At 64.5% G+C, this 20,443-nt stretch carries 22 protein-coding genes; 15 read left to right on the top strand and 7 right to left on the bottom strand.

From position 1 onward, the window contains the following. Positions 1-209: 209 nt before the first annotated feature. The 5 genes from AC0L3J_RS16945 to AC0L3J_RS16925 all read left to right on the top strand — a co-directional run bounded on the left by AC0L3J_RS16945 (position 210) and on the right by AC0L3J_RS16925 (position 5,302). Positions 210-1,127, top strand: a complete 918-nt coding sequence (locus AC0L3J_RS16945) for an ABC transporter permease subunit (protein ID WP_007602412.1) — start codon at positions 210-212, stop codon at positions 1,125-1,127. A gap of 11 nt (positions 1,128-1,138) precedes the next feature. After that, a complete protein-coding gene (livM, locus tag AC0L3J_RS16940; protein ID WP_027567705.1) occupies positions 1,139-2,458 on the top strand; it encodes a high-affinity branched-chain amino acid ABC transporter permease LivM in 1,320 nt (439 codons plus the stop codon). Next, positions 2,455-3,288: an ABC transporter ATP-binding protein gene (locus AC0L3J_RS16935; RefSeq protein WP_473347767.1), complete on the top strand. Its 834-nt coding sequence runs from the start codon at positions 2,455-2,457 to the stop codon at positions 3,286-3,288. Before livM ends, AC0L3J_RS16935 begins: the two co-directional genes overlap by 4 nt. Then, positions 3,285-4,025, top strand: coding sequence for an ABC transporter ATP-binding protein (locus AC0L3J_RS16930; RefSeq protein ID WP_473259002.1), 741 nt, complete (start codon positions 3,285-3,287; stop codon positions 4,023-4,025). Before AC0L3J_RS16935 ends, AC0L3J_RS16930 begins: the two co-directional genes overlap by 4 nt. A 158-nt stretch (positions 4,026-4,183) precedes the next feature. Further along, positions 4,184-5,302: a branched-chain amino acid ABC transporter substrate-binding protein gene (locus AC0L3J_RS16925; RefSeq protein WP_007602405.1), complete on the top strand. Its 1,119-nt coding sequence runs from the start codon at positions 4,184-4,186 to the stop codon at positions 5,300-5,302. Positions 5,303-5,385: 83 nt separating this feature from the next. Here AC0L3J_RS16925 and AC0L3J_RS16920 read toward each other — a convergent pair whose 3' ends face one another. Next, positions 5,386-5,772, bottom strand: a complete 387-nt coding sequence (locus AC0L3J_RS16920; protein ID WP_473287743.1) for a response regulator — start codon at positions 5,770-5,772, stop codon at positions 5,386-5,388. Positions 5,773-6,012: 240 nt separating this feature from the next. Here AC0L3J_RS16920 and AC0L3J_RS16915 point away from each other — a divergent pair, with 240 nt between their 5' ends. Genes AC0L3J_RS16915 through AC0L3J_RS16905 form a run of 3 tightly spaced genes read left to right on the top strand, consistent with a single transcriptional unit; the run spans position 6,013 to position 10,139 of the window. Next, a complete protein-coding gene (locus AC0L3J_RS16915; protein WP_473347766.1) occupies positions 6,013-8,823 on the top strand; it encodes a PAS domain S-box protein in 2,811 nt (936 codons plus the stop codon). Between the two features lie 58 nt (positions 8,824-8,881). Next, complete coding sequence (locus tag AC0L3J_RS16910; protein WP_473347764.1) at positions 8,882-9,877, top strand: P1 family peptidase; 996 nt, start codon at positions 8,882-8,884, stop codon at positions 9,875-9,877. Between the two features lie 49 nt (positions 9,878-9,926). Then, positions 9,927-10,139, top strand: a complete 213-nt coding sequence (locus tag AC0L3J_RS16905; protein ID WP_473347762.1) for a KTSC domain-containing protein — start codon at positions 9,927-9,929, stop codon at positions 10,137-10,139. 12 nt (positions 10,140-10,151) lie between these two features. Here AC0L3J_RS16905 and AC0L3J_RS16900 read toward each other — a convergent pair whose 3' ends face one another. After that, positions 10,152-10,943 (bottom strand): EF-hand domain-containing protein, encoded by a 792-nt coding sequence (locus AC0L3J_RS16900; protein ID WP_473347760.1) that lies wholly within the window; start codon positions 10,941-10,943, stop codon positions 10,152-10,154. Positions 10,944-11,194: 251 nt separating this feature from the next. Between AC0L3J_RS16900 and rpe the strand changes: the two genes are divergently transcribed. The 4 genes from rpe (at position 11,195) to AC0L3J_RS16880 (ending at position 12,581) form a co-directional block, all read left to right on the top strand. Beyond that, positions 11,195-11,896, top strand: a complete 702-nt coding sequence (gene rpe, locus AC0L3J_RS16895) for a ribulose-phosphate 3-epimerase (protein ID WP_473347759.1) — start codon at positions 11,195-11,197, stop codon at positions 11,894-11,896. 150 nt (positions 11,897-12,046) lie between these two features. Beyond that, positions 12,047-12,187: a hypothetical protein gene (locus AC0L3J_RS16890; protein WP_456769247.1), complete on the top strand. Its 141-nt coding sequence runs from the start codon at positions 12,047-12,049 to the stop codon at positions 12,185-12,187. Positions 12,188-12,191: 4 nt separating this feature from the next. Then, positions 12,192-12,368, top strand: a complete 177-nt coding sequence (locus AC0L3J_RS16885) for a hypothetical protein (RefSeq protein ID WP_198034867.1) — start codon at positions 12,192-12,194, stop codon at positions 12,366-12,368. A 21-nt stretch (positions 12,369-12,389) separates the two neighbouring features. Continuing rightward, a complete protein-coding gene (locus AC0L3J_RS16880; protein ID WP_007602380.1) occupies positions 12,390-12,581 on the top strand; it encodes a hypothetical protein in 192 nt (63 codons plus the stop codon). A gap of 24 nt (positions 12,582-12,605) precedes the next feature. On the opposite strand, the gene AC0L3J_RS16875 is transcribed toward AC0L3J_RS16880, so the two are convergent. The 5 genes from AC0L3J_RS16875 to AC0L3J_RS16855 form a co-directional block, all read right to left on the bottom strand. Next, entirely contained in the window at positions 12,606-14,030 is a 1,425-nt protein-coding gene (locus AC0L3J_RS16875; protein ID WP_473347758.1) for a protein kinase domain-containing protein, read from the bottom strand. 6 nt (positions 14,031-14,036) lie between these two features. Next, on the bottom strand, positions 14,037-14,777 hold the full coding sequence (locus tag AC0L3J_RS16870) for a metallophosphoesterase family protein (protein WP_473347757.1): 741 nt from the start codon (positions 14,775-14,777) through the stop codon (positions 14,037-14,039). A 116-nt stretch (positions 14,778-14,893) separates the two neighbouring features. Then, a complete protein-coding gene (locus AC0L3J_RS16865) occupies positions 14,894-15,499 on the bottom strand; it encodes a hypothetical protein (RefSeq protein ID WP_027567695.1) in 606 nt (201 codons plus the stop codon). Further along, complete coding sequence (locus AC0L3J_RS16860) at positions 15,492-16,178, bottom strand: hypothetical protein (RefSeq protein ID WP_473347756.1); 687 nt, start codon at positions 16,176-16,178, stop codon at positions 15,492-15,494. The genes AC0L3J_RS16865 and AC0L3J_RS16860 overlap by 8 nt, the downstream gene beginning before the upstream one ends. Then, positions 16,175-16,945, bottom strand: coding sequence for a MotA/TolQ/ExbB proton channel family protein (locus AC0L3J_RS16855; RefSeq protein ID WP_473347755.1), 771 nt, complete (start codon positions 16,943-16,945; stop codon positions 16,175-16,177). The genes AC0L3J_RS16860 and AC0L3J_RS16855 overlap by 4 nt, the downstream gene beginning before the upstream one ends. A 179-nt stretch (positions 16,946-17,124) precedes the next feature. Between AC0L3J_RS16855 and AC0L3J_RS16850 the strand changes: the two genes are divergently transcribed. From AC0L3J_RS16850 to AC0L3J_RS16840, 3 genes are all read left to right on the top strand, one after another. Next, positions 17,125-18,495: a sensor histidine kinase gene (locus AC0L3J_RS16850; RefSeq protein WP_473347753.1), complete on the top strand. Its 1,371-nt coding sequence runs from the start codon at positions 17,125-17,127 to the stop codon at positions 18,493-18,495. A 7-nt stretch (positions 18,496-18,502) separates the two neighbouring features. Further along, positions 18,503-19,153: a response regulator gene (locus AC0L3J_RS16845; RefSeq protein WP_473347752.1), complete on the top strand. Its 651-nt coding sequence runs from the start codon at positions 18,503-18,505 to the stop codon at positions 19,151-19,153. 241 nt (positions 19,154-19,394) lie between these two features. Continuing rightward, on the top strand, positions 19,395-20,432 hold the full coding sequence (locus tag AC0L3J_RS16840; protein WP_473347751.1) for an MBL fold metallo-hydrolase: 1,038 nt from the start codon (positions 19,395-19,397) through the stop codon (positions 20,430-20,432). Positions 20,433-20,443 lie beyond the last annotated feature (11 nt).

The raw sequence follows: 20,443 nt of genomic DNA, 5'->3' as shown, positions 1-20,443 counted from the left end.
GCGGCGCCGGTTCCGCCCATTGCGGGGAACCGCAGCGCCTAAATGATCTCTGTAAAAGCCTTGATGCGGAGGCAGGGCCGGTTGCAGCCGCCAGTTCCCTCCTGTTACAAAACGAGAATGCTTAAAGGGCTGCCGGGGCCCGAGAAGAAACCAGCACTCTCTCTCGAAGAGCTCCCTTTGAGCCGCGTCAGATTTGGGTACGGCAGCCTATGGATTATTTCGCCCAGCAGCTCATCAACGGCCTCGTGCTCGGCTCGATCTACGGGCTGATCGCGATCGGCTACACGATGGTCTACGGCATCGTCGGGATGATCAACTTCGCCCATGGCGATGTCTTCATGATCGGCGGCTTCATCGCGCTGATCACCTTCCTTCTCCTGGTCTCGACCGGCCTGACTGCGGTCCCGGTGATCCTTTTGATCGTGATCCTGGTCTCGATGGCGGTCACCGCCCTGTATGGCTGGACCATCGAACGCATCGCCTACCGTCCGCTCCGCCACTCCTTCCGCCTCGCGCCGATGCTGTCGGCGATCGGCATGTCGTTCGTGCTGACCAACTATTCGCAGGTGGCGCAGGGCGCACGGGTGAAGCCAGTGCCGCCAGTGATCACCGGCGGATATACGCTGCACGAGAGCGCCGATGGCTTCGTCATCCAGCTCTCCAACATCCAGATCGTGGTGGTCATCACCACCATCGTGCTGCTGGCGATCTTCACCTGGCTGGTGTCGCGCACCCGGCTCGGGCGCGACATGCGCGCCTGCGAGCAGGACCAGACCATGGCGGCGCTGCTCGGCGTCAACGTCGACCGCACCATCTCCATGACCTTCGTGATCGGCGCTGCGCTCGCCGCGGTGGCCGGCCTGATGTACCTGCTCTATTACGGCCTGGTCGATTTCTTCATGGGCTTCGTCGCCGGCATCAAGGCGTTCACGGCGGCCGTGCTCGGCGGCATCGGCTCGCTGCCCGGCGCCATGCTCGGGGGGCTCGCGATCGGGCTGATCGAGACGTTCTGGTCGGCCTATTTCTCGGTCGAGTACAAGGACGTCGCCGCGTTCTCGATCCTGATCGTCGTGCTGATCTTCATGCCGACCGGCCTGCTCGGCCGCCCCGAAGTCGAAAAAGTCTGACGGTCGCGCGCGTGAAAACTCCCTCGAGCAATACGGCCAAAGCTGCATCGGGCATCCCCGCTCTCCTGAAGACCGCCTGCGTCAACGCACTGATCGCGCTGGTGCTGTTCTCGCTGATGGTCGGCGTCCGCACCGAAGCCGGTTCCGACGGCCAGCTCACCTATTGGACGCGCTTCGGCGAGGTCGCCTCCCTCGTCGCCGCGGTATTCGGCGGCTCGATCGTGCTCGAGCTGCTCAAGCAATGGATCGGTCCGACCGGCGCCGAGAAGCTGGTGCCGCCAGCGGTGCAGAGCGGAATGTCGTTCCTCGGCCGCTATCTCGCACCGGCGCTCCTGATCTTCACGCTGCTGGTGCCCGTGATCTTCTATGACCAGCGCTACATCCTCGACCTCGCAATCCTCGTGCTCACCTATGTCATGCTGGGCTGGGGATTGAACGTCGTGGTTGGCCTCGCCGGCCTGCTCGATCTCGGCTACGTCGCCTTCTATGCGGTCGGCGCCTATTCCTACGCGCTGCTTGCGACCAATTTCGGCTGGTCATTCTGGATCTGCCTGCCGCTAGCGGGCGTCCTCGCCGCATTCTGGGGCGTGCTGCTCGGCTTTCCCGTGCTGCGCCTGCGCGGCGACTACCTCGCCATCGTGACGCTCGCCTTCGGCGAGATCATCCGCCTCGTCATCATCAATTGGCAGGATCTGACCGGCGGCCCCAACGGCGTCTCCAGCATTCCCCGCCCCTCCTTCTTCGGCATCCCGCTCGACAACAGCGACAACGGGCTCGCCGCCAGGCTCGGCATCGAATATTCGCCGACCCACCGCATCGTCTTCCTGTTCTACCTCATCCTGGCGCTCGCGCTGCTCACCAACTGGGTGACGATCCGGCTGCGCCGGCTGCCGATCGGCCGCGCCTGGGAAGCCTTGCGCGAGGATGAAGTCGCCTGCCGCGCGCTCGGCATCAACACCACGACAACCAAGCTCACGGCATTCGCGACCGGTGCGATGTTCGGCGGCTTTGCCGGCGCGTTCTTCGCGACCCGCCAGGGCTTCATCAGCCCGGAATCCTTCACCTTCCAGGAATCGGCGCTGGTGCTCGCCATCGTCGTGCTCGGCGGCATGGGCTCGCAGCTTGGCGTGGCGCTCTCCGCGCTCGCCATGATCGGCGGCTTCGAGCTGTTCCGGAGCCTCGAGAGCTATCGCATGCTGGTGTTCGGCATGGCCATGGTGCTGATCATGATCTGGCGGCCGCGCGGCCTGATCGGCCATCGCGCGCCGACCGTGTATCTGACCAAGGCTCACGCGATCTCATCCGACCTCGTCAAGGAGGGACACGGATGAGCAGCGACCAGATTCTCGAGGTCGACCGGCTCACCATGCGCTTCGGCGGCATCGTCGCGGTGCAGGACCTGTCGTTTGCTGCCGAGCGGAACAAGATTACCGCGCTGATCGGACCCAACGGCGCCGGTAAGACGACGGTGTTCAACTGCATCACCGGGTTCTACAAGCCGAGCGGCGGCGCCATCCGCCTCAGCCATGACGACGGCAAGGTGATCGCGCTGGAGCGGCTGAACGATTTCCGCATCGCCAAGCAGGCCAAGGTCGCCCGCACCTTCCAGAACATCCGTCTGTTTCCCGGCATGACCGCGCTGGAAAACCTGATGGTGGCGCAGCACAACGCGCTGATGCGCGCCTCCGGCTTCACCTTGCTCGGGCTCATTGGCGCGCCTGTCTACCGCGACGCCGAGAAGCGCGCGATCGATCTCGCCACCGACTGGCTCAAGCGGGTCAATTTGCTCGATCGCGCCGACGATGCCGCCGGTAATTTCGCCTATGGCGACCAGCGACGGCTCGAGATCGCACGTGCGATGTGCACCGAGCCTGCGCTCTTGTGCCTGGACGAACCCGCCGCCGGCCTCAATGCGCGCGAGAGTGCCGCCCTGAGCGAGCTGCTGCTGTCGATCCGCAACGAGCTCGGCACCTCGATCCTGCTGATCGAGCACGACATGTCTGTGGTGATGGAGATCTCCGACCACATCGTGGTGATGGACCACGGTGTGAAGATCTCTGAAGGCTCCCCGCGCGAGGTTCGCGACGACCCAAAGGTGATCGCCGCCTATCTCGGCACTGATGAGGAAGAGGCGGCGGCCGTGATGGAGAGCGGGTCGTGACGTCGCCCACTGCCCTACTCGCGATCCGCGGCCTTCGCGCCGCCTACGGCAAGATCGAGGCGTTGAAGGGCGTCGACCTCGCGATCAATGCCGGCGAGATCGTGGCGCTGATCGGCGCCAACGGTGCCGGCAAGTCGACGCTGATGATGACGATCTTCGGCAAGCCGCGCGCCCGCGCCGGCCAGATCCTGTACGAAGGCCGCGACATCACCGAAGTGCCCACCCACGAGATCGCGCATTTGCGCATCGCGCAATCGCCGGAAGGCCGCCGCATCTTCCCGCGCATGAGCGTGGCGGAAAATCTCCAGATGGGGGCGGACGCCACCGAATGCACTGACGCCGAACGCGAGGCGACGCTACAACGCGTGTTCACGCTGTTTCCGCGGCTGAAGGAACGCTACGCGCAGCGTGGCGGAACCCTGTCCGGCGGCGAGCAGCAGATGCTGGCCATCGGCCGCGCCCTGATGAGCCGTCCTCGCCTGCTCCTGCTCGACGAGCCCTCGCTCGGTCTGGCGCCGCTGATCGCGCGCCAGATTTTCGATGCAATCCGCACCCTGAACCGCCAGGACGGCCTGACCGTGCTGATCGTCGAGCAGAACGCCAACCACGCGCTCAAGCTCGCCCATCGCGGCTATGTCATGGTCAATGGCCTGATCACGCTGGCCGGGACCGGTGCCGAGTTGTTGCAGCGCCCCGAGATTCGCGCCGCCTACCTGGAAGGCGGCCGGCACGGCTGAGGCCCCAAAGGCGAACCCATGCTGCCGAATGTGGCGAGATATCTCTGCCCCTGCCCGTATTTTGCCGGTGACTTCTCCTCGAATTCATTCAAGAATGGCGCCGGTTTGAACCGGGCATGCCCGGTAACTCCCACAGGCGACCACCCTCGAGGTATCTCATGAAATCACTGAAGCTCATCGGTCTGGCATTCGGCGCGTCGATCGCGCTGTCGAGCGCGGCATTCGCGCAGGATGTCACCGTCGCAGTCGCAGGTCCGATGACCGGCGGCGAGTCCGCTTTCGGCCGCCAAATGAAGAACGGCGCCGAGATGGCCGTAGCCGACATCAACGCCGCCGGCGGCCTCAACGGCAAGAAGCTCGCGCTGTCCGTCGAGGACGACGCTTGCGATCCGAAGCAGGCGCGCTCGATCGCCGAGAAGATCGCCGGCGCGAAGATTCCCTTCGTGGCCGGGCATTATTGCTCGTCGTCCTCGATCCCGGCTTCGGAAGCCTATGCCGACGGCAACGTGCTCCAGATTACTCCCGCCTCCACCAATCCGAAGTTCACCGATAGCGGACTGTGGAACGTGGCGCGCGTCTGCGGCCGTGACGACCAGCAGGGCCTGGTCGCCGCCCAGTACATCGCCAAGAACTACAAGGGCAAGAACATCGCCATCCTCAACGACAAGACCACCTACGGCAAGGGTCTTGCGGACGAGACCAAGAAGGCGCTCAACAAGGCCGGCGTCACCGAGAAGATGTACGAGTCCTACAACAAGGGCGACAAGGACTTCAACGCGATCGTCTCGCGGCTGAAGCGCGACAACATCGATCTCGTCTATGTCGGGGGCTACCATCAGGAGAGCGGCCTGATCCTGCGCCAGATGCGCGACCAGGGCCTCAAGACCGTGCTGATGGCCGGCGACGCGCTCGCCGACAAGGAATATGCCTCCATCACCGGCCCGGCCGGCGAAGGCACGCTGTTCACCTTCGGCCCCGATCCGCGCAACAAGCCGACCGCGAAGAAGATCGTCGAGGCCTTCAAGGCCAAGAACATCGACCCCGAGGGCTACACGCTCTACACCTATGCGGCGATGCAGGTCTGGTCGCAGGCGGCCAAGAAGGCCGGCACCACCGACGCCAAGAAGGTCATGGCGGCCATCAAGGCCGGCAAGTGGGACACCGTGATCGGGCCGATCGAGTATGACGCCAAGGGCGACATCAAGCAGCTCGACTACGTCGTCTACAAATGGGACGCCAAGGGCGGCTACGCCGCGATCAGCGGCAACGGCACCTAGGCACGGTTGCCGGGGGCCTTGGAGGCCCCATCCAATCATCGTCGCGCCCCGGCTTGCCCGGGGCGTTTCTTCCCGCGTCAGGGTCAGACGGCTGCAGGCAGCGCGCCGTCCGCCGCGGCTTGGGCGTTCCTTAGTGCTTGAAGAAGATCGTTCGGCCGAAACGGCTTTTGAAGGCAGACCACGTTGGCGAGGTGGGGCGATTGTTCCATGAAGTCCAGCGCCGTCATCCCCGACACGGCAACGACCGGGAGGCTCGGTGCAAGCTCGCGCAGCGTCGTGATGACCTCGACGCCGCTGGTATCGCCAAGGAAAATGTCCACGATTGCCGCGTCGAAGCAGGCCTCGGTGAAGGCTTTCACCCCGGCAGCCCCGCTATCGGCCTCAACGACGTCGTAACGGTTGACGCGCAGCACGATCGCGACCATCGCACGGACGTCCTTCTGGTCGTCGATGATGAGAATACGGGGCATAGGGAACAACTCCCGGATCGTGAAATCAAAATGCCTGATTCAAACCTGGAACCCGTAGCAGCGGGAGAGCATTATGGCACCGTCCAGTAAAGCGCATCTTACCCGATCCCCCGTGCGCGTTCCCCACAAAATTAAGTAAACTGTAACCTTCGGTTGAGTCGCGGTGGGTTTTGTCATGATGCGTGCCCAGAACCCGCTACCATGGACCAAAATTGATTAGGCCAAATGAGATTGGCGAAGATGCTCAAGACCGATCTGCGAGAGCTGCACGTGTCCGCGACGACCGATCGGAACACATTCCTTTCGACGCTGCCGGCTACGCCGAAAGATCGCACCGCAGCATTGGCGATCGTGGGCGTCTCGTCGATCCTGTTCGCAATGGCCGTGCCCTTCGCAGGTATCCCGCTGCTCCCGGTGCCAGCCTTTGTCGCGAGCTATCAATCCGCGCTCGTCGTCGCGGACATCGTCACCGCTGTCCTGCTGTTGTCGCAGTTTGCGGTGCTCAGGACCCGCGCGCTCCTCGTGCTCGCGACGGGCTATCTGTTCACCGCTGCCGCGGCCGTGGTCCATGCCCTCACCTTCCCCGGACTTTTTTCGCCGACCGGGCTGCTCGGTGCCAACCAGCAGACCACGGTCTGGCTTTACATGATCTGGCACGGCGGCTTTCCGCTCTGCGTGCTGGGCTACGCCTGGCTGAAGGAGGCCGACGGCGGCGCCCGGATCGCGGGCTCGGCAAGCAAGGCGATCTACGCCAGCGTGGTCGGCGTCGCCGCGGTCATGATCGTCTTGACCTGGATCGTCACTGCCCAGCACGACCTGCTTCCGGTCCTGCTGCGCGACGGCCGTTACACGCAGATCATGATCGGCGTGGTGGCCTTTGTCTGGTCCTTGAGCTTTGCCGCGCTGGTCTCGCTGTGGTTCCGCCGTCCGCATTCGGTCATCGACGTCTGGCTCATGGTGGTGATGTGCGCGTGGCTGTTCGACATCGCGCTGTCGGCGATCGTCAACATCGCGCGCTTCGATCTCGGCTTCTACGCCGGCCGCGTCTATGGCCTCTGTGCGGCGACCTTCGTGCTCGCAGTGCTTTTGATCGAAAATGTCCGCCTCCAGGCGCACACGCTGGGGCTCGTCGGCAGGTTGCGCCAGCAGTCAGCATTGGATCGCGACTACTATGGCAAGCGCCTTGCGCTGTACGGGGCCGTCGTCGAATCCGCCAATGACGCCATCATTACGAAGACGCTCGATGGTGTCATCACGGGCTGGAACAAGGCCGCCGAACATCTGTTCGGCTATGCCGCCGCGGAGGCCATCGGCCAACCGATCGACATCATCGTGCCGGAGGACCGCAAGGCCGAGGTCAGGGGTATCCTGAACAGGGTCGGCGGCAATGAAACGATCGCCCAGCATGAAACGGTCCGGATCCGAAAGGACGGCCGGCCGCTCGACGTCGTTCTCAATGTTTCTCCGCTCAAATCAGCCACCGGACAGATCATCGGCGCTTCCAAGATCGCCCACGACATCACGGAAGAGAAGCAGGCACGAGAAAAACTGCGCCGCGAGGTCGAGGAGCGGCAGCGGATCTTCGAGACTTCGCAGGACCTGATCCTGGTCACCGACGGTTTTGGCAATTTCATCCAGGTCAGCCCCAGCGTGAAGACCATTCTGGGCTTGAGTCCGGACGACATGATCGGGCACAGCGCCACCGAGTTCATTCATCCCGATGACCTACAGAAGACGCGCGACGAGATGCGCGCGGCGCGGCGTGGCGCGGTCAAGCGCAGCTTCGAGGCGCGCTACTACCACTACGATGGTCACGAGGTCACGCTGAACTGGATGGGCACCTGGTCCGAGCCGGTCAAGCGCCATTTCTTCATCGGCCGCGATCTCACCGAGAAGCAGGCCGCCGAGGCGCAGTTCAGGCACGTCCAGAAGATGGATTCCATCGGTCAATTGACCGGCGGCGTCGCGCACGACTTCAACAATGTGCTGACCGTCATCACCGGCACGATCGGAATTCTGGCGGACGCGGTCGCTGACCGTCCCGAGCTCGCCGCCATCACCAAGCTGATCGATGACGCCGCCGAACGTGGCGCGCAACTGACCAAGCATCTGCTCGCCTTCGCCCGCAAGCAGCCGCTCCAACCGCGCGAAATCGACGTCAACGCATTGACGCTCGAGGCCGCAAAGCTCCTGCATCCCACGCTCGGCGAGCAGATCACCATCATGCCGCAACTCACCGACGATGCGTGGCCGGCACTGATCGACCCGGGCCAGCTTTCCACCGCGATCCTCAATCTCGCGCTGAACGCGCGAGATGCCATGCCCAACGGCGGCACGCTGGTGCTGGAGACGCGCAACATCTTCCTCGACGACGGTTATGCCAGCATGAATCCCGACGTGGTGGCTGGCAATTACGTCATGATCGCCGTCAGCGACACCGGCTCCGGAATCCCGCCGGAGTTGATCGACCGGGTGTTCGATCCCTTCTTCACCACCAAGGAGGTTGGCAAGGGCACCGGCCTCGGCCTCAGCATGGTGTTCGGCTTCGTCAAGCAGTCCGGCGGACACATCAAGATCTACAGCGAGGAAGGCCACGGCACGAGCGTGAAGATCTACCTGCCGCGCTCGAGCGGCGTGCAGGAGACCGAATTCGAGGTGCTCCAAAACGCGCCCGTCACCGGCGGCCACGAAAAAATCCTGATCGTCGAGGACGACGCGCTGGTGCGCCAATATGTCGTGACCCAGATCAAGAGCCTCGGCTATGTCGCCCTCGAAGCCGGCAATGCGGCCGAGGCCCTCGTCATCATCGACGCCGACAAGGACATCGACCTGCTGTTCACGGACGTCATCATGCCCGGCAACATGAACGGCCGCCAGCTCGCCGACGAGGCGGCTCGCCGCCGCCCCGACCTGAAGACGCTGTTCACCTCGGGCTACACCGAGAACGCCATCGTCCATCACGGGCGGCTCGATTCCGGCGTGCTGCTGCTGGCGAAGCCCTACCGCAAGTCCGAGCTCGCCAAGATGCTGAGGACCGCCCTCGCGGGTTGAGCCTGCGGCATCCCTGCGATATCGCTGAAGCGAGCGCCTTTCAGCCTGCGGAGCCGCCTTGAAAAACCTTCTCACCGATATCGCCGGCGTCCGCGTCGGCCACGCCGAGGATGCGAAAATCGCCACTGGCACGACCGCGATCATCTTCGACGCCCCCGCGGTCGCGGCCATCGATGTTCGCGGCGGCGGACCCGGCACGCGCGAAGACGCGTTGCTCGACCTCGCCAGCACTGTCGATCGGGTTGACGCCATTGCGCTGTCCGGCGGCTCCGCCTTTGGAATCGACGCCGGCGGCGGCATCCAGGCCTGGCTCGCCGAACAAGGCCGCGGCTTGCGGATTCGCGAGGCGGTGATTCCGATCGTCCCGGGCGCGATCGTTTTCGACCTGCTCAACGGTGGCGACAAGGCCTGGGGACGCTTCGCGCCCTATCGCGATCTCGGCTACGCCGCAGCGTTGGCCGCCAGCGACGATTTCGCGCTGGGCAGCGTCGGCGCCGGCCTCGGTGCCACCACCGCGACCTTCAAGGGCGGACTGGGGTCGGCCTCCGCGGTCCTGGCCAACGGTATCAAGGTTGCCGCGATCATGGTCGTCAACGCGGTCGGCAGCACAACCGTTGGCGATGGGCCTTGGTTCTGGGCTGCGCCGTTCGAGGAGAACGGCGAGTTCGGCGGGCGCGGCCTGCCGTCCGCGTTCACGCCGGACATGCTGGCGATGCGTATCAAGGGCGGACCCGCCGCGAGCGCGCGTGAGAACACCACGATCGGCCTCGTCGTCACCGATGCCACGCTGACCAAGGCCCAGGCCAAGCGGCTTGCGATGATCGCGCATACCGGGTTCGCCCGTGCGATCTATCCGGTGCATGCCCCAACCGACGGCGACGTGCTGTTCGCCGCCGCAACGGGCGAGAAGCCGATCGAGCCGCTCGTCGGCCTCACCGAGCTCGGAACCGTCGCCGCCAACGTGGTCGCACGCGCAATCGCACGCGGCGTCTACAATGCGACGGCCCTGCCGTTCGCAGGCGCGCTGCCGGCGTGGAAGGATCGGTTCGGCTAGAAACGAAACGGCTGACACGGCGTTACCCTTGCGGACAAGGTGCACAGCCATGCCGTCTTCCGTGATCCGGTTTTTCCGTTATGCGCCCGAGACGCGCGAGCTGAAAGTGACTTTCGTCAGCGGACGCCTCTATGTCTACGAGGACGTTCCGCCCGAGGTCGCCGCGGCGTTCAGGAATGCGCGCTCAAAGGGTACATTCTTCAACCGCGAAATCCGCGACCGTTATCTCCACCGTGACATCACTCACGAATATGCAGGCTAGCCGTGAGCAAGGTTACACGCTCATCGACATCGATGAACCGGCAGCCGCTGAGGCGCCTTGTCCCTGCCCGCCCTGCCGCTGCATCAACTGCGCGAACAGATCGTACGCCGAATTACGGGGGCTGGAGGCGCCCGGGACCGTCGTCGACATCTTGAAGCCGTCGGCGTAGGTGACGGTGGTGGTGGTCGAGCCGTCGGCGCCGGTCGTCGAAGTCGAGGTCGAGCCGCCCTTGGCCTGCGAGGAGGAATCCGAGCCGCTGCCGGAGGCGTCGCTCGCACCCTGCGCGTGATGGTGGCCGCGATGGCCGCTCTTCAGCGCCTTCGACATCTCATCGAGGCTGACGCTGCCGTCGGTATTCGAATCCAGCTTTGAGAAAACGTCGTCGGCCCGCGCGAGGTTGGTGCCGCCAGCACCGAGCGCATTCTCGAATTCCGACTTGGTGATCTTGCCGTCGCCGTCGCCATCGATCTGCGAGAACAGGTCCTTCAGGGCGGCGTCGCGGCGCGTCGAGGACGAGGATGTCGAGCTCGACGAGGTCGAGTTGGCGCTGCCGGTGCCGTCCGTCGACTGGCTCTGCGCTGCGAACAGCGCGTTCATCGTCTCCGACGAGATCTGCGGGGTTTTGCCCGCATTGACCGACGAGGTCGCGCCGGTCGTGCTGTTGCTGCCGCTGTCGATCGCGAACGGATTGGTCGCCGGCTTTTGCGAGGACCCCGTCTTCTGCGTCGACGAGGACGATTTCGAATTCGTCAGCGACTGGATCGCGTCGAGCGCACTCGATACGGCCCCAAGAGCGAACAACATTGCACAACTCCAACCGATGCGGCATGCCGCGGCCAATGTTCTGTTGAGATGAAGTCAGCAAGCGCCGTGCCAGCGCAAAAAACTCAATGAAATCCGCTCTCACCGCACGTTGCATGGCCCGGGAACACCGGCAATTCATGCCGGTCGCGGCAGAAATTTCCGCCCACAGGAAGCACGCCGCCCCTGCATTGCCCGGCTGAGAGGCCCATGTTAGGCGAGTCCATCTTTCACGGCCGCCACGGGAAACCGCCATGACCCAAGCCTTCGCTCCCCGCCCCCTGGCAATCGCGCCCTCGATCCTGGCCTCGGACTTCTCCAGGCTCGGCGAGGAGGTGCGCGCCGTGGACGCCGCCGGAGCCGACTGGATCCATCTCGACGTCATGGACGGGCACTTCGTTCCCAACATCTCGTATGGCCCCGACGTCATCAAGGCGATGCGCCCGCACACCAAGAAGATCTTCGACGCGCATCTGATGATCTCGCCCTGCGACCCCTATCTCGAGGCCTTTGCGAAAGCCGGCTGCGACCACATCACCGTGCATGCTGAGGCCGGTCCCCATCTGCACCGCTCGCTTCAGGCGATCCGCGCTCTCGGCAAGAAGGCCGGCGTTTCGCTCAATCCGGGCACGCCGATCAGCGCGCTCGAATACGTTCTGGACCTGGTCGACCTCGTGCTGGTGATGTCGGTCAATCCCGGCTTCGGCGGCCAGGCCTTCATCCCCTCCACGATCGGCAAGATCCGCGATATCCGCGCGATGACGGCGGGCCGTCCGATCGACATCGAAGTCGATGGCGGCGTCGGCTCCGACGTCGCAGGTCCCCTGGCCGCAGCCGGCGCCAACGCCTTCGTCGCCGGCACGTCCGTGTTCAGGGGCGGCACGCAGGACGCCTACAAGACCAACATCGCCGCAATCCGCAACGCCGCCGCGGCTGCACGCGGCGAGGCGATCTGAGGGCTCGCGCGGCTCCGCAGATGTGCGGCTTCTACGGGTGTTGCGGCGCGCAGTGCCTAAATTTGCAACCTTAATCCGTACTCCTCCGGGCTTCCCTGATTCGCGCAAATCACCGCTAGTGATTCTTGCCTGTTTTCGCGGGAGCACATCATGACGACGACCCTGGTTTGGACTGGCGTGGCGTTGTGGCTTGGTTTTTCTGCGTTTGTTGTGTTTGGTCCATCGGCTGGACCGGTGAAGGTCTCGGCTCGCTCGACCCGCATCGCTCGTCGCGACTGGTATCGGGCCTGACCCCATGCAGATCGCGCTCGTAAAGCGTCAGCCGAAGCGCCGGTGCCGCATCCCGCGGCGCCCACATCCTGACCTCGATTTTTTCTTCGGTCGGCTCGAACGCACCGAAGGCGAGATGCGCGACGACACCGGGCCCGAGACGGACCTGGATCACCCGCTCCGGTCACCGCGCCGGCATTGAATTCTTTTCTGGACCAAGCTCATGAAGCCGCATTGCCCGAACTGCCTGAAGGAAATGACCAAGGCGTCCGCGTCGCGTAACCTGTTCAACTGCGAACCCTGCCGCGAGATCATCCAGTTCTTCGGCGGCAGCGCGGATCACGGCGAGCCCGGCCCGCAATTCTCCTGGCCGATCCGCCGCAAGCGCTCCGTCCACACCGCTCACGCGGCCTGAACCTCCAGGATCCAGAGCGCGGCGCTATCCGGCCTCCTCGCCCGCATCCGCTGCCATTCGCGGCGGCCGTACCACGGTGACGGTGCAGGCCGCTTCCGAGGCCACCTTGGCCGAGACGCTGCCGAGCAGCGTGCGCCTGAACGAGCCCTGCCGCGCGCCGATGATGACGTGGTCGACGTGGTTGACCTCGCAAAACTCCAGGATGGCCGCCGCGGGATCGACGGCTTCCAGCACGTGAGCCGACAGCCGGCTCTCATCCAGCTTGAGCGGAGTGGCCCAGTGCCTGAGCGCCACCAACCGGTCGATATGCTTGTTGGAGCCCTGCTCATCCAGCGTCCTGTCGATCGCGATGCGGTTGAGCTTCAGCACGTTGAGACATGCGAGCCGCGCCGACGGCAGCGTGGCGAGAATGCGTTCCGTCGTCATGCGCAGAGCCTCGTTCAACTCCGGCTCGCCTTCCGCCGTATCGAGCGCGACCGCAACGATCGGGCTTGATGCGAGCTGGGCTGCGACATCCGATTTCGCGCGGGGCGCCATGACACCCTGGTTGAACCGGCGGCGCCAGGCGACGCTGAGCGGATCGCGCTTCATTCGCTCCGAGCGCATCGTGAGCCTGATCTGGTCCGGATGGGTCAGATCGAAGGCGAGCTGCGACGCCGTCGGATAGCGCCGCACCGGCTCGATCTCGAGGCACCGCAGCACCACCTCTTGGAGCCAGGGCGGATAATCGGCGCGCAAGCCGCGCGGCGGGTGCGGATCGCGCCACAGCCGGCGCCGCATCGCACGCAGCGTCTCGCCCTCGCCGAACGGCCGCTCGCCGGTCGTGAAGAAATAGAGCAGCACGCCAAGCGAGAACAGATCGCTGCGCGGATCGTCGCGCACCCCTGACAGCCGTTCAGGCGCCATATAGGGCGCGGTGCCGTAAGGCAGGCGGAATTCCTCCTGCAACAGGTCCGGCAGATGGTTGTGATGCGACAGGCCATAGTCGATCAGCACCGCCTCGCCGCTCTCGCGAAACATGATGCTGCTCGGCTTGATGTCGTGATGGATCACGTTCTGCCGGTGCAAATCCGCGAGCCCCGTCGCGATCCTGGCGACGAGTTGCCGCGCCTCGTCATACGGCAGCGGCAGGTCGGGCAACCGCTTGTAGAGCGTGGTCCCGGAGATGCGCTCGATGACGACATAGGCCTGGTGGGCGAAATCGCCGGTGCCGAAGCTTGAGGGCACATGCGGCCCGGCCAGCCGCGGCAGGATCATCATCTCCATTTCGAAGGAGACGATCGCCGCGGGGTCCTCGCCCTCCGATACCCGCGGAATCTTCATCAGCAGCGGCACATCGATGCCGGGATGGGTGACCGACCACAGCGTCGCCATTCCGCCGGCATGGACGCATTCGCCGATCGTGTAGCCATCGATCTCTGCGCCTGATTTGACGAGGGGTTTCGGCATCGGCCTCTAGCGCCCCTGCGACAGCCGGTCGGCGAGCCAGTGCGGCAGGCCGTTCTCACGGATCCGGTTCGCGGCCGTCTCGACATCATAGGGCGCGCGGCAATAGGTGATCAGGCACGTGACCGTGTCGAACAGCACGAAAGCCGCGGATGGATCGCCATCGCGGGGCTGGCCGACCGAGCCGAGCACCGCTAGCCATTGCCGCCCGCGCAGCAGCGGTACGGAGACGTCGGTCTTGGGCACGAATCCCGACATCTTCGCCGTCACCGACATCGAATAGATCGCCGGGCGGTGGATGTGGCCGCAGAACGTGACATGAGCGGGCGTCGCGATCAGGCTTTTGGCGGCGTCCGCCGTCGATCGGACATAGTGCCAGCTTCGGGGGCTGGAGGCTTCCGAATGCACGAACAGGCGATCGCCGTCCTCCACCAGCATCGGCAATTCCGCCAGGAACCGCCGCTGCGCGGTGTCGAGCCGGCCGCGCGTCCATTCGATCGCGACTTGCGCCTCGGCATTCATCGTCTCGGCCGAGGAATTCACCGCCTGGTCATGATTGCCGCGCACGGCGACGGCGCCCTGGGCGACCAGCTCCATCGCGGTATCCACTACCCATTCCGGATCGGCGCCATAGCCCACGAAATCGCCAAGCAGGATGAACCGCTCGGCGCCACGCGCCCGCGCGACTTTCAGGCACGCCTCGAACGCCTGCCGGTTGCCGTGGATATCCGAGAAAACCGCGAGAAGCACGCACCCTCCACCCTCGAACCTTATTGGGAGCCGATAAGGCCAAATTGAGGGAGGTCAAGAACATGCGCCAGCGGCGCGCGGTTTGCCAGCGCTGCCCTGTCGCGATGGTGAAGAGCCTATTGCTCGTCCTTCGGCGGCATCCGGGGCGGCGGAATCGGGGTGAACACGGCGCCCTGCGCGCCGGCCGGTGGCGCCAGGAATTCGCCGGTCGAGGAATCGCCTCCGCTCGTCTCCAGGATGGTCTTGGGCGTCACATATTCCCTGACCATGTCGATGAGGCTGCCATCGCCGCCGCCGAAATCGGCGGCCCGGCCGCCTTGCGGATGTCCCAGCGCGATCTCGTTCTCCGCCGCATGGGTCTTGTCGGCCAGCCTGTCATTGTAGGGCACACGAAAGGCGCGCGGGATGCCGCTCGGGCGATTGTCCTCGTCGAGCTGCTCGACCCAGAGATAGATCGAGCCGGGATCGCCTTCCAGCGAATGCGGCTCGACGATGCGGGCCTTCAGCAGCTTGAAGGAGGCCGGCAGCCGGTCGGCGCTGGCCCAGCCGAGCAGCCCGCGCATTTCCGTGAAGCTGACGACATAGAAGGCGCTGGTCACGACCACCGCAACGGCCTTGATCGACCAGTGCAGCCGCGCATAGACCAACACGACCAGCAGCAGCGCACCGATGACGGCGTAAGCTATCGATAGCGTGAGGATGACCGTCTGCAGGCTAGTCACGGCGCACCCTCACAGCGTTCTTGCTCACGCCTGTGCTCGGGTCGAGATCGGCGCCGTTGCGCCAGCCGCTGCGGAACGTCTCCAGCAGCGATTTCGGCCGCTGATCCACATTGACGACCTTGCCCTCGGCATCGAGCCGGAACCGCACCGCGGTCTTCTCGTCGCCGGTGTGATCGACCGTGAACTTGTTGTCGAAGACCACTTGCGCCGTGGGATTGAGCTTCTGCACCTTCACATTCGCTGTGACGGGTTCGCCGGTCGTGGCCACGAAATGTGAGACATTGACGGTGTATTCGCCGGGAACGATGCCCCGCACCGTGACGATCTCCTCGCGGATCGGCGAGGCAATCTTCTTGCCGTTGACCACGATGAAATCGTTGGCTCCGCCGCGGTCGTCGCGGTCAAGCGTGAGGAAGCCGGCCTCGCGGTGGCGATACCAGGCGATGTTGCCCACGGGATCCTGCACGAACAGGTCGAGATCGTCGGGATGGCTGTCCGGCCAGTCCAGCGTGATCATGAACTCGGCCTTGGAGTCGACCTTGCCGTCCTTGGCGTCCGGCGAGACCGCGAGCAACGCGAGGAAGAACAGAAAAGCGATCACCTGGAGCGCCTTGAACAGCATCACGCCCAGGGGATCGAACGGCTCCTCGCGCGGATAGAGACCGAAATCATCCATCATGGCGCGATTCCAGAACCCTTGCGCTCCAGCACCGGCGTCACATAAGTCTCGGTCAGCACCACCGCATCCGAGAACACCTTCTGGGTCGCGGCATCCAGCATGTAATACTGGATGCGGACCAGGATCGAACCGACCAGGCCCGCCAGAGTCGTGTACATCGCGACCGCCATGCCGTCGCTCATCAGTCCCATCGAGGATCGCATCGCGACCTTGTCGGCGGCATCCAGCCCCGCGATCGGCGCCAGCATGATGATGAAGCCGACGATGGTGCCGAGCAGGCCGAGCTTCATCAGCGTGTCCGAGACGAAGGCGCCGAAGCCGTTGGAGCCGCGCAGGCGGTCGGCGAGCGTCCGCAGCAATAGGGTCTGGTCGACCGGGCGGTAATCCTGCGCCGCGGCCTTTGTCACGAGGCTCTCGATGTGGTCCCGCACCAGCCCGCGTGGCAGCGCGGCTGCGCCGGCGTCGAGCGCCCTGCCGCCCTCGGGCTCCGCAAGCACCGCGCGGCAGCGCCGGGCTGCCGCACCCTCACGGGCAATGGCCCGCGTACGCAGGAAGCAGTGACCGCAAGTGACGACATAGAGCAGCGCGATCACGCTGGAAATGTAGGTCCGATCCGAGGTCAACATGAGACGGATCAGTCCGAACCGCCACAGCAGCACCACGGCGAAGATCGAAAGTCCGGTGAAGATCATCCAGAACAGGAGCGCGCTACGCTCGGATGGGTCGGCAGCAGACCCCGCGATCGGCCCAATTGTCATCGAACTCATGCTGCACCGCTCCTGGCCGTGAATTCCGCCCATTAGATCAAAGCCGCCGCGCCCGGTCCAAAGAGCCATGCCCAATCCGGCTTGGGAAATTTGCCCGAGCTGCCATCCTGCCGATCCCCGCAATTGGCAAGGCGCGGCGGCGTTGTTAGGCTGACCTTACCAAACTTTGGGGTGATCGCATGCGCCTTGTGCTTCAGCTTGTCGCCCGTCTGTTTCTCATCGTCGTGCTTTGCCTTGGCGCGGCGACCATCTGGGCCACGTTCGACGCCTATCGCAGCGTCGACCGGGCGACTGCGGCCTCGGCGCAGCGGGTCGCCCAGGCGCTACAGGCTCTGTACTGGCACGAATTCTTGTTGCGTAGCAGCAGAACACGCGAGCAGCTTCTGCCGGTTCCGGAGTGGCGCACGCTGGAGACGATGAAGCTGATCTCACCCGGCGTCTGCGTCGAATTCCAACCGGCTATCGCGTTCGAAAAGCCGCTGTGCGGCCAGAGCGAGGGGCTAGGCAAGACGCCACCGCGCTGGTTCGCGTCGATTGTGCCGACCTTCCTTGGCAGCCATGCCGAAGTGATACGGCCCGTCAGTCCCCGCGCGGCGACCGCCGGAACGGTGGTCGCGACGCCGGATGAAACGGCCGCCATCTCGCTCGCCTGGGAGTACATCCTCAACGTGATCGACGTCGCGCTTCTGATGGCGGCGGCGATCGCGCTGCTGGCCTCGCTCGCGATCGCGCATGCGCTGGCGCCGGGGCGCACGATCGTGATCGCCTTGCAGCGCATGGCCCGCGGTCAGTATCGCACGAAACTGCCGCGCTTCCGCTCGATGGAGCTGGCGATGATCGGCGGCGCCGTCGACGCGCTCGGCGCCCGGCTGGAAGAAGCCACCGAACAGCGCGCGGCGCTGACGCGGCGCCTGATCGAGATCCGCGACGACGAACGCCGCGCGCTCGCCCGCGAGCTGCACGACGAGTTCGGACAAAATCTCTCGGCCATCCTCGCCTTCGCCAACACCATCGAGACGGCGAGCACGAAGGCAGACAAGCACAACGATATCGTGCAGGACGCGCGGATGATCTCACAGGCCACGCATCATCTGATGGCCTCGCTGCGCGACGCGCTGAAGCGCCTGCGCAATCCCCTGCCCGCCGAGCTTGGGTTGGAGGCGAGCCTCGTGAATTTGGTGGATAGCTGGCGCTCGCAGAGCTCGGCGCGACCGACGATCCAGCTCGATCTCCGGGGCAACCTCACCGACATCAGCGGCCCGGCTGCCACCACCGCCTATCGCGTCGCGCAGGAGTGCCTGACCAACGCGCTGCGCCACGGCGCGGCACGCGAGATTTCGCTCAGCGTGGAACGGCGCGCGGGCGACGACGATGCGTTGCTGATCCGTGTCGAGGACGATGGTGGCGGCGACGCGGCACGCGTTAAGCAGTCGGCCGGCTTTGGCCTCACGGGCATCCGCGAGCGCGTCGCAGCGGCCGGCGGCTCATTCTCGATCCTGCCCGCCCGAGGCGGACTCAGCGTCGCCGCCACCATCCCGCTCGCCGCGTGAGGCCGGCATGAACGAGATTACGACAACAGGCATCTCCGTGCTGCTGGTCGACGACCATCCGATCGTGCGGCAAGGCTACCGGCGCGTGCTGGAAAGCCAGGGCGATCTGCATGTCGTGGCGGAAGCCGACAACGCCGCGGATGCCTACAGCGCCTTCAAGGCGCGCGATCCCGACGTGGTCTTGCTGGATCTCTCGATGCCCGGCGCGAGCGGGCTGGAAGCCATCCGCAACATCCGCGCGCGCAGCCCGCGGGCGCGAATCCTCGTTTTCACCATGCACAACGAAGCCGTGCTGGTGAAGGCAGCCTTCAGTGCCGGCGCCAGCGGCTTCGTCACCAAGAGCAGCGAGCCGTCCGCGGTCGTGTCCGCGATCCGCAGCGTCGCACGCGGCGAACGCGCCATGAGCGACGACATCGCGCACATCCTGGCCGAGGACAACCTGTCGGCGGGCTCTGCGCTGGATCAACTGGGCGAACGCGAGATCGAGATCCTGCGCCAGTTCGCCGGCGGCGCCACGACCGAACAGATCGCGGCGCATCTCAATCTCAGCGTGAAGACGGTGCAGAACTATCACTATCTGATCAAGACCAAGACCGGCGCGCGCACGGATGCGCAGCTGGTGCGATTGGCGGCGAATTGCGGACTGACGAAAATCTAGAGGGTGACGGCGTGCCGTTTGCTGCGACCAGAATATCTGGTTCCCGACTGGCCACCCCCAACGAAGGTCTCCAAGTCTCTCTCAGATTGTGCTAGGCTCCACCACAGGCACGGCATCCAGCATCAAGCGGCCAGTGGATGCGTGTCCGGCTCCGATCTTTCGACGAGAGCCAATTTGGACGGCTCTCGAGAGCCGCCCTCGTTCCCGTTGTATGTCTTGCACGACAACAGGAGACGCTTTCATGAACATCAGGGACAGTCTTCTTGCAGCACTGATCGCCTTCAGCGCTTTCGCGGCCGGGCTCACCGAAAGCGCGGCAGCTGACGCGAAAAACCAGATCACGATTCTCTATGACGCCTTCGGCACAGATGAGGCGATGACGAAGGACTGGGGTTTCGCCGCCCTGGTCGAAATCGCGGGAAAACGCATCCTGTTCGATACGGGTAACGATCCCGAAATCTTCGCGGCGAACGTGAAGGCCAAGGGAGTTGATCTCTCGGACCTCGACTTTGTCGTTCTGTCGCACCGCCACTCCGATCACATGGCGGGCTTGTCCTACCTCCTGAGCATCAATCCAACCGTCAAGATCTACGCGCCGAAGGAAGGATTTGGCATCTACGGCTCGTCTCTGCCTTCCTCCTTCTACCGGAAAGACGAGGCCTTGCCGCCGGAGATGCGGTACTATGCAGGCAAGCCGCCCGCGGTGATGAAGTTCGGCACGGCATGGGCCCACGCGAACTTCGAACTGATCGATCAGACCACCGAGATCGCTCCCGGTATCACACTTATCTCGCTGATTTCCGACGCACCGGGCACGAGAGAACTCAAGGAGCTGTCTTTGGCCGTCAACACGGCCGACGGCATGGTCCTTCTGGTCGGTTGCTCGCACCCCGGGATCGAGCGCATCGTCGAAGCGGCGACGGGTATCAATCCCAGGATTCATCTCATCGCGGGAGGATTTCATCTGGTCGTCGCACCTGACGAAGCTATCGCGAAAGTCGTTACCGCCCTGAAGGACAGGTTCAAGGTGGAAAGCGTAGCCCCGGGACATTGCACCGGTGAGCCGACTTTTACCGCGCTCAAGAAGGCTTTCGGCGACAACTATCTCTACGCAGGCCTCGGCGCGTCGATTCCGGTTGCAACGGTTGCGGGCGTGAATGTCAGACGCGGGGAAAGTCCGACACTTGACGACCTTGCGACCTATCGCAAATTCGCTGGGCGCGAAGACCCGTTCGGCATATTGCAGTTGCGCAGCTCGCGTTTGGCGCCCGCGCTCTAGGGCGCCGGCGT

The organism is Bradyrhizobium sp. Kon37 (assembly GCF_055807535.1).
Note: the sequence above shows the minus strand (reverse complement) of the source record. Positions and strands in the feature narration are given on the sequence as shown.

Excerpts from the sequence above, each read along its gene's own strand:
- AC0L3J_RS16925 (WP_007602405.1), top strand. The coding sequence starts at position 4,184 with ATGAAATCACTGAAGCTCATCGGTCTGGCATTCGGCGCGTCGATCGCG.
- AC0L3J_RS16945 (WP_007602412.1), top strand. The coding sequence starts at position 210 with ATGGATTATTTCGCCCAGCAGCTCATCAACGGCCTCGTGCTCGGCTCG.
- AC0L3J_RS16905 (WP_473347762.1), top strand. The coding sequence starts at position 9,927 with ATGCCGTCTTCCGTGATCCGGTTTTTCCGTTATGCGCCCGAGACGCGC.
- AC0L3J_RS16920 (WP_473287743.1), bottom strand. The coding sequence starts at position 5,772 with ATGCCCCGTATTCTCATCATCGACGACCAGAAGGACGTCCGTGCGATG.
- AC0L3J_RS16855 (WP_473347755.1), bottom strand. The coding sequence starts at position 16,945 with ATGAGTTCGATGACAATTGGGCCGATCGCGGGGTCTGCTGCCGACCCA.
- AC0L3J_RS16850 (WP_473347753.1), top strand. The coding sequence starts at position 17,125 with ATGCGCCTTGTGCTTCAGCTTGTCGCCCGTCTGTTTCTCATCGTCGTG.
- AC0L3J_RS16890 (WP_456769247.1), top strand. The coding sequence starts at position 12,047 with ATGACGACGACCCTGGTTTGGACTGGCGTGGCGTTGTGGCTTGGTTTT.
- AC0L3J_RS16900 (WP_473347760.1), bottom strand. The coding sequence starts at position 10,943 with ATGTTGTTCGCTCTTGGGGCCGTATCGAGTGCGCTCGACGCGATCCAG.
- AC0L3J_RS16875 (WP_473347758.1), bottom strand. The coding sequence starts at position 14,030 with ATGCCGAAACCCCTCGTCAAATCAGGCGCAGAGATCGATGGCTACACG.
- AC0L3J_RS16880 (WP_007602380.1), top strand. The coding sequence starts at position 12,390 with ATGAAGCCGCATTGCCCGAACTGCCTGAAGGAAATGACCAAGGCGTCC.
- AC0L3J_RS16885 (WP_198034867.1), top strand. The coding sequence starts at position 12,192 with ATGCAGATCGCGCTCGTAAAGCGTCAGCCGAAGCGCCGGTGCCGCATC.
- rpe (WP_473347759.1), top strand. The coding sequence starts at position 11,195 with ATGACCCAAGCCTTCGCTCCCCGCCCCCTGGCAATCGCGCCCTCGATC.
- AC0L3J_RS16845 (WP_473347752.1), top strand. The coding sequence starts at position 18,503 with ATGAACGAGATTACGACAACAGGCATCTCCGTGCTGCTGGTCGACGAC.
- AC0L3J_RS16935 (WP_473347767.1), top strand. The coding sequence starts at position 2,455 with ATGAGCAGCGACCAGATTCTCGAGGTCGACCGGCTCACCATGCGCTTC.
- AC0L3J_RS16915 (WP_473347766.1), top strand. The coding sequence starts at position 6,013 with ATGCTCAAGACCGATCTGCGAGAGCTGCACGTGTCCGCGACGACCGAT.
- AC0L3J_RS16840 (WP_473347751.1), top strand. The coding sequence starts at position 19,395 with ATGAACATCAGGGACAGTCTTCTTGCAGCACTGATCGCCTTCAGCGCT.
- AC0L3J_RS16860 (WP_473347756.1), bottom strand. The coding sequence starts at position 16,178 with ATGATGGATGATTTCGGTCTCTATCCGCGCGAGGAGCCGTTCGATCCC.